Source organism: Phenylobacterium aquaticum (genome assembly GCF_022695515.1).
GTDB lineage: Bacteria > Pseudomonadota > Alphaproteobacteria > Caulobacterales > Caulobacteraceae > Phenylobacterium > Phenylobacterium aquaticum.
In genome coordinates this window covers 74,827-88,215 of the sequence record NZ_JALDPT010000021.1, presented here as the reverse complement: position 1 = coordinate 88,215, position 13,389 = coordinate 74,827, and the positions used below count along the sequence as shown (strand labels likewise).

13 protein-coding genes and 1 pseudogene are annotated in these 13,389 nt (G+C 70.5%); 8 read left to right on the top strand and 6 right to left on the bottom strand.

All coding sequences use genetic code 11. The features are described from left to right. Window positions 1–293: pseudogene (locus tag MQH10_RS15860) on the bottom strand (hypothetical protein); the annotation flags it as partial. A gap of 82 nt (window positions 294–375) precedes the next feature. Here MQH10_RS15860 and MQH10_RS15855 point away from each other — a divergent pair. The 7 genes from MQH10_RS15855 to MQH10_RS15825 all read left to right on the top strand — a co-directional run bounded on the left by MQH10_RS15855 (window position 376) and on the right by MQH10_RS15825 (window position 7,392). Then, entirely contained in the window at window positions 376–708 is a 333-nt protein-coding gene (locus MQH10_RS15855) for a DUF1491 family protein (RefSeq protein ID WP_242564996.1), read from the top strand. Window positions 709–813: 105 nt separating this feature from the next. Beyond that, window positions 814–1,194, top strand: a complete 381-nt coding sequence (locus tag MQH10_RS15850; protein ID WP_242564995.1) for a hypothetical protein — start codon at window positions 814–816, stop codon at window positions 1,192–1,194. A 237-nt stretch (window positions 1,195–1,431) separates the two neighbouring features. Further along, window positions 1,432–3,030, top strand: a complete 1,599-nt coding sequence (locus MQH10_RS15845) for a peptide chain release factor 3 (RefSeq protein ID WP_242564994.1) — start codon at window positions 1,432–1,434, stop codon at window positions 3,028–3,030. A 6-nt stretch (window positions 3,031–3,036) separates the two neighbouring features. Then, the gene (locus MQH10_RS15840) at window positions 3,037–3,945 is read left to right on the top strand and encodes a class I SAM-dependent methyltransferase (protein WP_242564993.1); all 909 of its coding nucleotides are present in this window, start codon (window positions 3,037–3,039) and stop codon (window positions 3,943–3,945) included. Window positions 3,946–3,968: 23 nt separating this feature from the next. After that, entirely contained in the window at window positions 3,969–4,688 is a 720-nt protein-coding gene (locus MQH10_RS15835; protein WP_242564997.1) for a pseudouridine synthase, read from the top strand. A gap of 285 nt (window positions 4,689–4,973) precedes the next feature. Further along, on the top strand, window positions 4,974–6,242 hold the full coding sequence (locus MQH10_RS15830; RefSeq protein WP_242564992.1) for a hypothetical protein: 1,269 nt from the start codon (window positions 4,974–4,976) through the stop codon (window positions 6,240–6,242). A gap of 49 nt (window positions 6,243–6,291) precedes the next feature. After that, window positions 6,292–7,392, top strand: a complete 1,101-nt coding sequence (locus MQH10_RS15825; RefSeq protein WP_242564991.1) for a TonB family protein — start codon at window positions 6,292–6,294, stop codon at window positions 7,390–7,392. Here the strand turns inward: MQH10_RS15825 and MQH10_RS15820 are convergent. Next, window positions 7,389–8,633: a pyridoxal phosphate-dependent aminotransferase gene (locus MQH10_RS15820; RefSeq protein WP_242564990.1), complete on the bottom strand. Its 1,245-nt coding sequence runs from the start codon at window positions 8,631–8,633 to the stop codon at window positions 7,389–7,391. The two genes, MQH10_RS15825 and MQH10_RS15820, sit on opposite strands and share 4 nt — an antisense overlap. Before the next feature lie 313 nt (window positions 8,634–8,946). On the opposite strand from MQH10_RS15820, the gene MQH10_RS15815 reads away from it, so the two are divergent. Further along, complete coding sequence (locus tag MQH10_RS15815) at window positions 8,947–9,879, top strand: hypothetical protein (protein ID WP_242564989.1); 933 nt, start codon at window positions 8,947–8,949, stop codon at window positions 9,877–9,879. Here MQH10_RS15815 and MQH10_RS15810 read toward each other — a convergent pair. The 4 genes from MQH10_RS15810 to MQH10_RS15795 are packed head-to-tail and all read right to left on the bottom strand — an operon-like array spanning window position 9,852 to window position 13,234. Then, window positions 9,852–10,949 (bottom strand): DUF2336 domain-containing protein, encoded by a 1,098-nt coding sequence (locus MQH10_RS15810; RefSeq protein ID WP_242564988.1) that lies wholly within the window; start codon window positions 10,947–10,949, stop codon window positions 9,852–9,854. The two genes, MQH10_RS15815 and MQH10_RS15810, sit on opposite strands and share 28 nt — an antisense overlap. A gap of 8 nt (window positions 10,950–10,957) precedes the next feature. Further along, on the bottom strand, window positions 10,958–11,680 hold the full coding sequence (locus tag MQH10_RS15805; protein ID WP_242564987.1) for a hypothetical protein: 723 nt from the start codon (window positions 11,678–11,680) through the stop codon (window positions 10,958–10,960). Window positions 11,681–11,717: 37 nt separating this feature from the next. Continuing rightward, window positions 11,718–12,485, bottom strand: coding sequence for an ABC transporter permease (locus tag MQH10_RS15800; RefSeq protein WP_242564986.1), 768 nt, complete (start codon window positions 12,483–12,485; stop codon window positions 11,718–11,720). Continuing rightward, complete coding sequence (locus tag MQH10_RS15795; RefSeq protein WP_242564985.1) at window positions 12,482–13,234, bottom strand: ABC transporter ATP-binding protein; 753 nt, start codon at window positions 13,232–13,234, stop codon at window positions 12,482–12,484. The genes MQH10_RS15800 and MQH10_RS15795 overlap by 4 nt, the downstream gene beginning before the upstream one ends. Window positions 13,235–13,389 lie beyond the last annotated feature (155 nt).

Here is a 13,389-nt window from a genome sequence, read left to right as displayed (position 1 = left end):
TCGCGGCGCGGGCGATGGCTCGGGCCTCGACGGATTTCAGGGTCGCGCGGTCGGCGCCGGCCGCATGGCGGCCCGCGGGCCTGGACGCGCGCGGCGGCCAGGGCCGAGCCCACGCCGCCTGAAAACAGGCCGCAGCGGGTGTCGGCGGCGGCCATCACCGTGCGCTCGTAGAAGAGGTCGAGGCTTGACGCACTCGCGAGCCCGGGCGCCGCCATCACGCTGGCGCCGAGCAATAACCCCATCCATCCACACACGACGCGCCGCGCATCTTTGCGCGTACTCGTCATGCTCACCTGTTTTCTCGTATGGTTCGAGAACTGAGCGTGACCTTAGGCGCCGCGCCTTTCTGTTCCGTTAGCGAGGCCCGACCCTGCGATGATGCTGTCCACCGACATCTGGGTCGCCGCCCTGATCCGTCGCGTCGAGCTGGGCGGGGGCTTCGCCATGCTGATCCGCAAGGGCGACGCCCGCGCCGGCTCGGTGCTGGTCAAGGTGCTGAACCGCAGCGACAGGACGGTCAGGCTCTATGCGGAAGCCACCCGCGGCGACGGCGAGCGGGTCTGGATGCGCCCGGCGGTCTCGGAGCAGGAAAGCGACCTCGACCGCTATATCGAGCGCGCCATCAAGGTCGATCCCGATATCTGGGTGGTCGAGGTCGAGGACAAGGACGGCCGGCATTTCCTGACGGAGCCGGTGGAGGTGGGGTGACCCATCACGGTGAACGCCCGTTCACCGCCTTTGTGCACCGGGCCGAAAGCAGGGGTGTGAGATCTAGCGCATCGGCTTCCCCAACTGACCGGTGCGTACCCGCTGATGCTGTTCCTGATGAACGACGTGGTGCTTGAACTCGAAAATCCGAAGTTCGCGCCGAAGGCGATGAGCCGGCGGTTTGACGCCCTGACGTTCAATGCGGTCACCCGGCTGGGCCAGGAGCTCTATGCCGAGGAGCCCCTGCTGCATCTCACGCGGCCGGACCGCGCCAAGCGGTTGGCGGCCCTGATCCTGGCCAAGGCGCCGGCGATCAACGCCGCCCAGTTCATCGCCACCCGCTTCGGCGGCGCGCCGGCCGAGGTGCTGGTCAGCTATCGCCAGGTGGACTTCGAGACCATGGCCCATTTGAGCCTGCGCCAGGACGAGGGCGAGCTCGACACCCTGCATACGGATCGCCAGGTCTGGCGGCGGTTGGCGGCTTAAGGGGCGAACCCGGGCTCGCAATTGACCGCGACTTAACTCCGCTCATCCCGGCGAAGGCCGGGACCCAGAGCGAAAAGCTCAGTGTGTGGCGGGAAGGTCGCTCGGCCCCATCTGGATAGCGTTGCGCCCTATGATCTGGGTCCCGGCCTTCGCCGGGATGAGCGGATGAGGGCGCGCGAGCGCGATCTATCCCCGCCACCATTTGCCTGACGGGCCCGGGCGCGGTATCGCCCGCGCATGAGCACTTCTCCCGTCGTCGAGGCCGCCCGTCGGCGCACCTTCGCCATTATCTCCCACCCGGACGCCGGTAAGACGACGCTGACGGAGAACCTGCTGCTGGCCGGCGGCGCGATCCGGGCGGCGGGCGCGGTGCGGGCGCGGGGTGAGAACCGGCGGACCCGGTCGGACTGGATGAAGATCGAGCGCGAGCGCGGGATCTCGGTCTCGGCCAGTGTCATGACCTTCGACCACGAAGGTCTGATGTTCAATCTGCTCGACACCCCGGGTCACGAGGACTTCTCGGAAGACACCTATCGGACGCTCACGGCCGCCGACGCCGCGGTCATGGTGCTGGACGCCGCCAAGGGCATCGAGCCCCAGACCCTGAAGCTGTTCGAGGTCTGCCGCCTGCGCGACATCCCGATCGTCACCTTCATCAACAAGATGGACCGCGAGGCCCAGGACCCCTTCGCTCTGCTGGACGAGATCGGCTCCAAGCTGGCGCTGGATCCTGCGCCGCTGTTCTGGCCGGCAGGGTCGGGCGGGCGGTTCAAGGGCATGCTGGATCTGCGGACCCAGAAGTTCCAGCCCTACGCCAAGCGCGGCGCCGAGCCGGACGACGGCCACCCCGACGCCGTGGCCTTCGGCGGCAATGCGGTGATGAGCTATCTGGAGCCCGACGAGCGCGCCGAGCTGGAGGAAGCCTCCATGCTGGTCGCCGAGGCCTCGAAGCCCTTCGATCCCCAGGCCTTCCTGGAAGGTCACATGACCCCGGTGTTCTTCGGCTCGGCCCTGCGCCATTTCGGCGTCGACGAGCTGCTGGCGGGCCTGGGCGCCTACGCCCCGCCGCCCAAGGCCGTGGCCGCGACCAAGTCGGGCGAGCCGACCCACGTGGTCCCGGGCGATCCGGAAGTCACCGGCTTCGTCTTCAAGGTCCAGGCCAATATGGACCCCAATCACCGCGACCGGATCGCCTTCCTGCGCCTGACCTCGGGGCGGTTCTCCCGGGGCATGAAGCTGAAGGTGCAGAACACCGGCCGGCAATTGTCGGTCAATGCGCCGATCATGTTCTTCGCCTCCGACCGGGAACTGGCGGAAGAGGCCTTCGCCGGCGACGTCATCGGCATTCCGAACCACGGCGTGCTGCGGGTCGGCGACAGCCTGTCGGAGACCGGCCTGCTGCGCTTCGCGGACCTGCCCAACTTCGCCCCGGAAATCCTCCAGCGCGTGCGGGTCAAGGATCCGCTGAAGGCCAAGCACCTGAAGAAGGCGCTGGAAGGCCTGGCGGAGGAGGGGGTGACCCAGCTGTTCCGCCCGCAGTTCGGGGCGGACTTCATCGTCGGCGCCGTGGGCCAGCTGCAGTTCGAGGTCATGGCCGACCGCCTGGCCAACGAATATCAGCTGGAGGTCCAGTTCGAGGCCAGCCCCTTCGCCGAGGCCCGCTGGCTGACCGGCGCCAAGGCCGAGGTCGAGGACTTCGAGAACAAGCACCGCACCGCCATGGCCACCGACATCGACGACCAGCCGGTGTTCCTGGCCAAGTCCGCCTGGGAGATCGGCTATGTGGCCGAGCGCTATCCCAAGGTCGGCTTCGAGCGCACCAAGGAACGGGGCTAGCCGCCGATGAGCGGCGTGATCCTCTATGGAAACCCGGCCCCCGGCCTGACGGACATTCCGCCGGGCGCGACCCAGGTCTCGCCCCTGATCCCCGGCTCGGCGGACCTGGCGGCGATGGCCGACGCCTCGGTCGACGAGGCGGTGATCCTGGCGCCGCCCGGCGTGCTGGAGCGGGATTTCGTCCTCGCCCACGCCCTGCGCGTGCTCAAGCCGAATGCGGCGCTGACCGCCTTCGCGCCCAAGGACAAGGGCGGCTCGCGGCTGAAGAAGGCGCTGGAGCGGTTTGGCTGCGAGGTCAGCGAGGATGCGCGCCGCCATCACCGGTTCTGCTATGTCGAGCGCCCGGAGGCGCCGACCAGCCTGGCCGAGGCCATGGCCGCGGGCGGACCGCGCCTGGTCGCATCCCTGGGCCTGTGGTCGCAGCCGGGCGTGTTCAGCTGGGACCGGATCGATCCGGGCACCGCGCGGCTGATCGAGCACCTGCCGCCGCTGAAGGGCCGGGGCGCGGACCTCGGCTGCGGCATAGGGGTGCTGGCCACCCATATCCTGGCCCAGGGCGAGATCAGTGAGCTGACGGCCATCGACATCGACCGCCGCGCGGTCGAATGCGCCCGGCACAATCTCGACGACCCGCGCGTCCAGGTCCGCTGGGCCGATGTGCGGCGGACGGAGGGCCAGGTCACCGGCCTCGACTTCGTGGTCATGAACCCGCCCTTCCATGACGGCGGCGCAGAGGACCGCGCCCTGGGCTCGGCCTTCATCCGCGCGGCGGGCGCCATGCTGGCCAAGGGCGGGACCTGCTGGCTGGTCGCCAATCGTCACCTGCCCTACGAGGCGACGCTCGCCGAGACCTTCGCCAAGGTGACGCCCAAGGTCGAGGTCGGCGGCTTCAAGGTCTATGAGGCCCGCAAGTGAGCGAGAAGCCCGCCAAGCCGATGATGGCCCGCCTCGACCGGCTGCTGGCCAATCTCGGCTATGGCTCGCGGCGCGAGGTCAACAGCCTGGTCCGCGACGGCAAGGTGGTGCTGGACGGCGTGACCCTGAAGGACGCCGGCGCGCGGATCGCCGTCACGGCCGACCTGCCGGCCCGCATGACCCTGTCCGGCGTCGCGGTCGACCCGCCCGCGCCGCTCACCCTGATGATGCACAAGCCGCTGGGCGTGGTCTGTTCCCACAAGGAGGTCGGCCGCAGCGTCTATGAGCTGTTGCCGCATCGCTGGCGGGCCCGAATGCCGGGGTTGTCCACGGTCGGCCGGCTCGACAAGGAGACCTCGGGCCTGCTCCTGATCACCGATGACGGGCCCTTCCTGCACCGGGTGATCTCGCCTCGCGCCCATGTGGCCAAGCGCTATGTGGCTATGCTGGATCGGCCCCTGAGCGGCGAGGAGGGGGCGATCTTCGCCGCCGGGACCCTGATGCTGGAGGGGGAGACCGATCCCCTGGAGCCGGCGACGCTGGAGGTCCTGGGACCCAAGGAAGCCCGGCTGGTGATCACCGAGGGCCGCTATCATCAGGTGCGCCGGATGTTCGCGGCGACCGGCAATCACGTCACCGCCCTGCACCGCGACCGCATCGGCGGCCTGGCCCTACCGCACGATCTGGAGCCCGGCGCCTGGCGCATCCTGACCCCTGCGGATCACGCCGCGATCTTCGGCTGATCGCCGCCTGAGCGAGGCGAAATCGCGTCAATCGCGAAGATTCGGAATTCGTTAACCATAATCAAGCAGTTAACCACTTGTTAAGTTCTTCGGCTCCGGCTTTGCTGCTTCCGATCTGAACCCGTCCCAGGCGTCCCGTGTTGAGACTCCGGCGGGGGATCGGAGTGGATCCATGTTCGAGTTCGGTCGGGAATTGAAGCGTCTGTTCGGCGCCGAGAATCTCAACGTGGCGCGCGATGGTCTGACCGGCGGGACGCGTCCCTGCTGGAGCTGCTCGATCTCGACATGCTGCGGGCCGAGGCCAAGTCCGCCGACATCGCCGCCGGCCGCATGGGCGCCAAGGACCGCGCCCAGCGCAGGCTGGAGGCCGCCATCGTCTGGCGCGAGATCGCCCGCCGCTCGGGCGACGCCGTGGCCCTGCGCCGGGCCGCCGCCGGCGCCGAGGCCGCCGCCGAACTCTTCGGACGTGACCGCCGTCCTGACGGCTGGGCCCGCGCCCGCTGCGAACAGGCCTTCTGCGCCATGCTGGGCGCCGAGCTGTTCGGCGATGACGGCCTCAACGCCGCCGCCGAGGCCGCCTTCCGTGAGGCCCGCGCCGCCGCCCGCGGCGGCCTGGCCCTGCCGCTCGCCGAGGTCGGCATCGCCGCCATCGAGGGCCGCAATCGCATGGGCGACGGCGACGCCCAGCTGGCGCGGGTGACCGCCGCCCGCTTCTCCACCCCCATCGTGGGCCTGCGGACCCTGACCCGCCGCTGCCGGGCCGCGCGCCTGCTGGCGGTCGAGGCGCGCCTGGTGCGCGCCGATCTGCTGCTTGGCTGGGGCGCGCGCCTCAAGGACCGCGACCTGCTGCAACAGGCGCTCAACGAGGCCGAGCTGGCCGGCGAGGGCCTGGACCAGGCCTATGAGCCGCTGAGCTGGGCCCGTGTCGCCGCCGCCCGCGGCCAGGCCATGGCCCTGCTGGGCGAGATCGGCGGCCAGATCGAACCCCTGGCCGACGCCGTCACCGCGCTCGCCGATGTCCTGAACGAGCTGTCGCGGGAGCACAGCCCCCTGGACTGGGCCCGCGTCCAGACGGCCCTGGCCCAAGGCCTCCAGGCGCTCGGCGAGGCCGGGGCCAGCGAGCGGGCCTATGAGCAGGCCGTGACCTGCTACGACCGCGCCGGACTGGTGTTCAAGGAGACGCCGGCTCTGGCGCTCCGCGCCGTCGCCGCCTCCAACCGCGCCCTGTGCCTGGCTCGTTCGGCGGAGCTGACCGGCGATCTGGCGGTGCTGGACGCCGCCGAGGCCGCCTTCCGCATCGAACTGACGGCGCTGTCGGCCGGCCGTGACCCGACCGCCTGGGCCCTGCTGCAGGTCAATCTGGCCCGCCTCTATGAGGCGCGGATGGACATCACCGGCAAGGATCGCGGCGAACGCGCCGCCGCCGCCATGGCGCTGAACGCCGCTCTCGACGTCTTCGCCGAACAGGGCCTGCGCTCGCTCAGCATCGTCGCCGCCGAGGCCCTGGATCGCCTCGACGCGACGACGCCAGTGAGACGCCGTCCGGCGGCCTGAGGCTTTCGCCCACCCGTGTAACGTGCAAGCATAGGTGGCAGCCCGGCCCGTGGGGGCGCCGGGGCGATCACTGCTGTTTGCGGTGGGCGGGGGACGACAGTTGGTTTTTGTGAAACGGGCCCTTTTGGCCGCGCTCTCGGTGTTCGCCGCAACGACGGCGGCCGCCGCGCCACCGGCGGACAGCAAGCTGGCGCCGGGCGACTCCAACGCCGATTGGCTCAAGAAGCCGACCCAGGCGGATCTGATGGCGGTCTGGCCGCATGACGCCGCTCAAGTCGGGGCCGGCGGCAAGGCGTTGATCGGGTGCAAGGTCACCGAGCGCGGCCTGCTCAACAGCTGCGTGGTGTTGTCGGAGAGCCCCGCTGGCGCCGGCTTTGGCGCGGCGGCGGTGATGGTTTCGTCTCAATTCCTGATGAAGCCGGCCATCCGAAACGGAAAACCGGTCGAGAGCGAAGTCCGCATACCCATCACCTTTCCCTCCTATGAACCGCCTCAGGGCGGCGTGGAGGGGCGCATGTTGCTCCCCGTGGCCCTCCTGACGGTTGCGCCGACCTATGCGCAGGTCGTGGAGGCCTATCCCGCGAAGGCCCGCGCCAAAGGCGCCGGAGGACGCGCCGCCTTGAGCTGCAATGTCCGGAGCGACGGACAGATTCAGTATTGCACCGTCTTGACCGAAGACCCCGGCGGGTTGGGCTTTGGCGCGGCTGCGAAATCACTCGCACCGCTTTTCAAGGCTCCCACCACCCTCGCCGACGGGCGATCGACCCGCGGCGCAGTCATGCAGATCTCGGTCGTCTTCGTGACGGACATGCTCAAGTCGGATTCCACGCCTGTTGTCGGCAAGCCCAACTGGATCTCGGCGCCGACCGCCCAACAGTTCACAGCGGCGATGCCAAAGGGGTCAGAGCCCACGGGCACGATACGGGTGGCGCTCGATTGTCTGATCGCGCCCGGCGGCCACGTCTCGGACTGCAAGGTCGCCAGCGAATCTCCGCCCGACAAGGGCTTCGGCGCCAGCGCCCTGGCCGTCGCGCCCTATGTGCAGGTTTCGGTCTGGACCCCGGAGGGGCTGCCGACCGTGGGCGCCCGGCTGCGGGTGCCGTTCCGGTTCGAGTTCGGCGCGCCGCCGCCGCCTGCGCCCAAGCCCTAGGACCAGTGCAGCCGCGGCTCGATCGCGGCGAGGTCGACGCCCGCGTGGCGCGCGCCCTTCAGCTCGGCCATGGCCTTGTTCTCCATCACCGCCTTGAAGGCCGTCTTGAAGGCGGCCATGTCCTCGGGCGTGCCGACCGAGATGCGCACGGCGTTGGGCCAGATCGGCCAGGTGCGGCCGATATAGACGTTGCGGGCCTTCATGGCGGCCATCACCGCCTTGCCCGGCAGGCCGGTGTCGATCATGAGGCAGTTCGACTGGCTGTCGCCGATCACCTTGTAATTATTGGCTTTCAGCCATGCGATCGTGTCGCGGCGGGTGTCGCCGATCAGCTTCTTGCGGGCCGGAATCAGGTCGGAATCCAAGAGGGAGGCTCGCGCCGCGGCCGAGGAGGTGATCGGCATGGGGTTCTGGCCGAAGGCCTTGAGCTTGGCCAGGAGGTCAGGGCGGCCCGCCGCCACGCCCGCACGGATGCCGGCCATGCCGTAGATCTTGGAGAAGGTGCGCAGGACGATCAGGTCCTTGTCGGCCGCCACCATGTCCATCACGTCCTCGGCGTCGGACAGGTGGATATAGGCCTCGTCGACCAGCAGGATCGCGCCCTTGGGCTTGTTGTCGAGCGCCCAGACGATGTCGGCCTTGGAGGTCAGGGTCCCGGTCGGATTGTTCGGGTTGCAGATATAGATCACTCCGGCGTTGGGGTCGGCCGCGACCAGGGCCTTCACGTCGTGAGCGTAGGTCGAGGTCAGCGGGACCTTCACGATCTTGGCCCCGCTGGTCAGGGTCGCGTACATGCCGGCCTCATAGGACGGGTCGGCGGTGACGAAGCTGCGGGTGGGAGAGGTGAAGGCCAGCACGGTGTAGTGCAGGGCCTCGCCTGAGCCGGCATAGATCTCGACATAGCCCTTCTTCAGCCCGTGCTGCTCGGCGAAGGTCATGGCCAGCATCTCGGTCTCGCCGATGCGGTCATAGCGACCGCCGAGGGGGGCGGCCTTGGCGATGGCCTCCAGCGCCGCCTTGGAGGGGCCGAGCGGGTTCTCGTTGGCGTTGATCAGCACGGCGCCGGGCGGCGGGACGTCGGGTCCCTGGCCATGGACGGCGAGACCCGCGGGCACCGCGCCAGCCTGGGCGGCGTGGGCCAGGTCGGCCTCGGCCAGGATGGGCGTGGCGGCGGCGAACGCCGCGGCGCGCAGGAACGAGCGTCGGCCCATGCGGGCGAAATCGAAGGGCTGTTGGGACATGGGACCTTGCTCCGCAGGTTCCGGGGCGCCGGAACTCTGTTCCTCAAGGTTCGGCCGCGGGGCGCCGCTGGCAATGGCGCAGGCGTCGCTTTCGGCCCGGGTCCGAGCCGGCGCCTAAGCATCGCGCACATCTTTTCGGGCGGGGGCGCCGGGGGCGTTCAAGGCGAGTTGGGCGCAACCGACCCAACCCCAGGGTGCGGCGATTACGCCATTCGCGTCCGAGGTGACCGTGTGGTCAAATCCCCCGAGTCGCAGTTTGGGAAACACGATCGTGCAAGCGGGGGGAACGGGGTCGGCAGACCATCAGCGGCAGTTGAGCCGGCTGGGCGCGCGCTTCCTGCTGCGCGCCGCCCGTATCGTCGCCCTGACCATAGACCGCGACCTGATCACCGCCCTGGTGGCCCTTGGAATCGTGCGCGCCAATCTGGCTCCCCTCTTCGCCGATCCGGAGCTTGCGGCCCGCTACGCCGCGGCCGACGCCATTCCACCGGATTCGCTGCGGCGGCCGGTCAGCATCTACGCCGTGGCCAAGGCGACCGGCATTCCCTACGAGACCGTCCGCCGTCACGTCCGCAAGCTGCAGGGCGACGGGCTGTGCCTGGCGGTCGAGGGCGGGATCATCCTGCCGACCTCGACCATCGAGGGTCCGGGCTACCAGCGCGCGCTCACGGAGACCTGGGAGGCGCTGACCCAGTTCGTGGCCGACGCCGCGGTGACGGGGCTGCACGGCCGGGGCGCCCTGCGGATGGATGTGCCGGACGCCCGCCGCGAGGCGCTGCGCCAGACCATGACCTTCTTTCTGGAGGGCCTGGAGCGGTCGGCCCAGGCGCTGGGGCTGGAAACCCTGAGCGTGCTGATCCTGCGCTATGTGACCAACGCCAATGTCCAGCATCTGATCACCGACCTCGAATTAGGCCGTCAGTACGCCAGCCTGGACGCGGTGCCGCCGGATGAGCTGCGCCGCGCGGTATCGGTCTATGCGGTCGGCAAGGCGCTCCTGGTCCCCTACGAAACCGTGCGGCGTCACGCCAAGCTGCTGGTGGAGCGCGGCTATCTCGAGCGTCGCGGGGATGGCGGCCTGATCATGCCTGAGCGCGTGCTGCACCGCCCTGAATTCGTGAGGGGCACCTCGGACTTCGCCGACCTGACCCAGGCCTTTCTGGACCGTCTGGCGGAGATCGGACTGCCGCCCCGCATCGAGGCGGCTGCGGCGAGCGATCAGGCGGCGGCGACGTCGCCGGTCTGACGTCGGATGCGCCAGAAGCGGATGGTGCGCTGGGCCGCCTCGCGAGGCAGGGCGGCGTAGAGTTCGCCATATTCCCGGGCGCGGCCAAGGGCGTTGTCTTCCCGATCCAGGATCAGCACGGCGAAGGTCAGATAGAGCGAGCGGTCGAAATCCGCCGCCTTGCAGACGATCGACAGGGCGTCGAGCTCGCGGCGTTCCAGGATCCGGCGGGCGGTGTGGAAGTCGATGTCGGCGAGCTCGCTGAGCGCGACCAAGAACTTGCTGGTCTCGCCATTGCGCAGGAAGCCGGCCAGGACCGGAGGGGTGATGCCGCCGCGGGCCCGCAGCAGGCGGATGCTGCGCTCGGCCTCGTCATAGTCGGCGGGCAGGGCGCCGTCGCGGGCGGCCACCTGCTTGCGCCCGACCGCGAGCGCCCGATCCAGGGCCTCGGGATCCATGCCCGAGTTCCGCTCGAGGATCTCGCCGCGCAGCTTGGCCTCGACCACGAAATACATCTCGTTCAGCAGGTCGATGGGCAGGGACTGGCGGGCGACCACGGCGGCGTGCAGGGCGGGGTTGTCGACCGCACGGTCGACCACGCGCTCATGGGTCTCGCGCGAGAGCAGGGCGCCCTCGTTGGCGAGCAGGGTTCCCAGGGTTTCGTCATCGCCCCGCTCGACAATCACCCCGGAGACCACTTCCGAGATGGTGCGCCTCTGGCTGATGGCGCGCAGGTGGGCCTGGCCGCGGCTGTGGGCGACCGACAAGAGGTCGTCGTCGGTGAGGGCCGAGGAATGCTGCAGGATCGGGCGCGCCACCTCGATGGAGCTGTCGCGGGCCAGGACGCCGATCAGGCCGGCGGGCGGGGCCTCGGCATGCGACATGCGCTCGGCCAGCTCGCCGCGGACCGCATCCTCCATCTCGCCGGCCAGCTGGGTCATGATGTCGCCGAACAGGGCGGTCTCCGCCTCGCCGCGGGGATCGGTGGGGCTGAAGAACAGGTCGGTGACCCCGCGCAGCAGTTCCCGACGCCGGGCGCTCGACGGCTCCTGGGCCAGGGCGATCAGATCGTGCAGCTTGGACTGGGACATGGTCAGGCTCAGAACGGGCGTTCGCGCTTGTCGCCGCCGTCGCCGTCGGCGTCGTCACGGGCGACCGTGCCGGCCGCGTCCTCCGCCGGCGCCTGGGCGACCCCGCCGCCGGACGGGCCGATCAGCACATAGCCTTGCTGGCCCTGGGCGGGTTCGGCGATGGCGTCGGGGGTAAGGCCATAGGGGCGATGGACGGAATAGAGGCGCGCCTGCTCGCCGCCGCTGTGCGTCGTGGGGGCAGCCTCCGCCAGCCGCTGAGGCGTGGAGACGGCGGCCTGGGCCGGGGGAACATAGGGCGGCAGACCGCCCGCCAGGGCCGGAGATCCGCTCGGCGTCTCAGGCGGCGGCGCGGTCGGCGCCTCCGGAGGCGCCACGGCCGGGCGGGCGGCCGCGGGGCGATAGGGCTCCTGCGGGGTGAAGGCGGGATAGACCGGCGCATAGGCGACCTGCGACCGGTCCGACGGCGAGGGGCGGAGGGCCGCCGCGCCGGGCGTCGGGCTGCGCCCGCGCAGGAATTGGCCGGCCAGGGCCAGGGGCTCGGGCTGGGCGTAGACCACGGGGGCCTGGTCGTCTTGCGGCGTGTCGGACTTGTGCGCCCAGCCCAGGGCCCGGCTCATCAGCGAGGGGCGGGGTTCGGGGGCGTAATCGCCGTTTCCATAGCGGTCGCCGGCCAGGGCCGCGGCGGGCGCGGCGCCGAGGATCACGGCGACCAGGAGGGGCGAGAGACGCATGGTCCTTCAAGGCTAAGGCCGCGGCCTTAACCCTCCTCTAACGACCGCGCCACCAGGCGAGCCCGACGCGCTCCAATCGATCGAGCAGGGCGTGCAGCACGACCCCCATCAGGCCCAGCACCACCAGGGCGGCGATCATCCGCGCGGTCTGCAGCTTGTTGCCGGCGTCGAGGATGCGCCAGGCCAGGCCGCGCACGCCGCCCGAGCCGGCGCCGAACTCGGCCACGACCGCGCCGATCACCGCCAGACCGGCCCCCACCTTGTGGCCTTCCAGCAGGAAGGGCACGGCCGAGGGCAGGCGCAGCCGCAGCACGCGCTGGATGCGGCTGGCGCCATAGAGATCGAACAGGCGCTCCAGATCCGGATCAGCGGCCTTAAGCCCGGTCACCGCGCCGGAGAAGATCGGGAAGAAGGCGACGAGCACGGCGAGCGCGACAATGGCCCGCTCCGGGTGGTCGATGCCCGCCCAGATCAGCACAAGCGGCGCGATCGCCACCACGGGGGTCACCTGCAGGGTCGAGGCGAGCGGGCGCACCGCGCGTTCCAGAAACGGGCTCAACCCCACGATCAGGGCGATCAGCTGGGCGGTGAGGCTGGCGATGACCAGGGCGATGAGCGCCACGGACAGGGTGTTCCAGGCCGCCTGGATCAGGCTGCCGGTGTCAGTGGCGAGCGCCACGGCGACGGCGGACGGAGCCGGCAGGAAATAGGCGGGCACGCCGGTGATGCGGACCGCGGCCTCCCAGACCGCCAGCAGGAGCGCGATCAGGGCGAAGGGGGCGAGGGCGTCGGCGACCTTGCTCATGCGACGGCCTCCGCGCCCTTGGCCAGCAATTGGGACACCGCCTCGGAGGCCTCGCGGAACACGGCGGTGGCGCGGAAGCCCTCCGGCCGGGGCAGGGGGGCGTTGACCAGAACCTCGCCGGCGATGCGGCCGGGTCCGCGGGTGATCACCACCACGCGGTCGGCCATATAGGCGGCCTCCTCGACATTGTGGGTGACAAAGACAATGGCGGGCCGGGTCTGGGCCCACAGGGCCAGGACGTCGTCGGCCAGGGTGCGGCGGGTGATCTCGTCCAGGGCCGCGAAGGGCTCGTCGAGCAGCAGCAGGCGGGGCTCGGTGACCAGGGCGCGCGCGAGCGAGGCGCGCATGGCCATGCCGCCCGACAGCTGGGCGGGCCGGGCGTCGACCGCGCTGCCCAGTCCCACGCGGGTGAGCGCCTCGCCAGCCTTCTCGCGGGCGAGCTTGCGGGGCGTTCCGGACAGCTCCAGCGGCAGGGCTACATTCTCCCGGGCGGTCAGCCAGGGGGCGAGGGTCGGCGCCTGGAACACCACCGACGTCTCCCCGCGGCCGGCGGCGCGGCGGATGGTTCCGTGGGTCGGCTGCTCCAGCCCGGCCAGCAGGCGCAGGGCGGTGGACTTGCCGCAGCCCGAGGGGCCGACCAGGGCGGTGATCTGGCCGGCGCCCAGGGTGAGATCAAAGGGGCCGAGCGCGCGGCCGCGCTTGGGGTAGTCGACCTCGACGGAGGTGAGTTCGGCGACGGGGGAGGTCATTGGGCGCGTCCCCCGCTTGCGGGGGAGGGGAATAGGCTTTCACGCCCCCTCGACGCGACGAGCGGTCCAACCGACCGCAGCTTCGCAATCCTCAACGCACGCCCCCTGCCAGATCCGCCGCGGGTCGCAGTATAGCGCCGGCCGTCGCGGGTGCG

Coding starts and splice junctions, on each gene's coding strand:
- MQH10_RS15820 (WP_242564990.1), bottom strand. CDS start 8,633: ATGTCCCAACAGCCCTTCGATTTCGCCCGCATGGGCCGACGCTCGTTC.
- MQH10_RS15795 (WP_242564985.1), bottom strand. CDS start 13,234: ATGACCTCCCCCGTCGCCGAACTCACCTCCGTCGAGGTCGACTACCCC.
- MQH10_RS15845 (WP_242564994.1), top strand. CDS start 1,432: ATGAGCACTTCTCCCGTCGTCGAGGCCGCCCGTCGGCGCACCTTCGCC.
- MQH10_RS15850 (WP_242564995.1), top strand. CDS start 814: ATGCTGTTCCTGATGAACGACGTGGTGCTTGAACTCGAAAATCCGAAG.
- MQH10_RS15855 (WP_242564996.1), top strand. CDS start 376: ATGATGCTGTCCACCGACATCTGGGTCGCCGCCCTGATCCGTCGCGTC.
- MQH10_RS15835 (WP_242564997.1), top strand. CDS start 3,969: ATGGCCCGCCTCGACCGGCTGCTGGCCAATCTCGGCTATGGCTCGCGG.
- MQH10_RS15840 (WP_242564993.1), top strand. CDS start 3,037: ATGAGCGGCGTGATCCTCTATGGAAACCCGGCCCCCGGCCTGACGGAC.
- MQH10_RS15810 (WP_242564988.1), bottom strand. CDS start 10,949: ATGTCCCAGTCCAAGCTGCACGATCTGATCGCCCTGGCCCAGGAGCCG.
- MQH10_RS15805 (WP_242564987.1), bottom strand. CDS start 11,680: ATGCGTCTCTCGCCCCTCCTGGTCGCCGTGATCCTCGGCGCCGCGCCC.
- MQH10_RS15830 (WP_242564992.1), top strand. CDS start 4,974: ATGCTGCGGGCCGAGGCCAAGTCCGCCGACATCGCCGCCGGCCGCATG.
- MQH10_RS15800 (WP_242564986.1), bottom strand. CDS start 12,485: ATGAGCAAGGTCGCCGACGCCCTCGCCCCCTTCGCCCTGATCGCGCTC.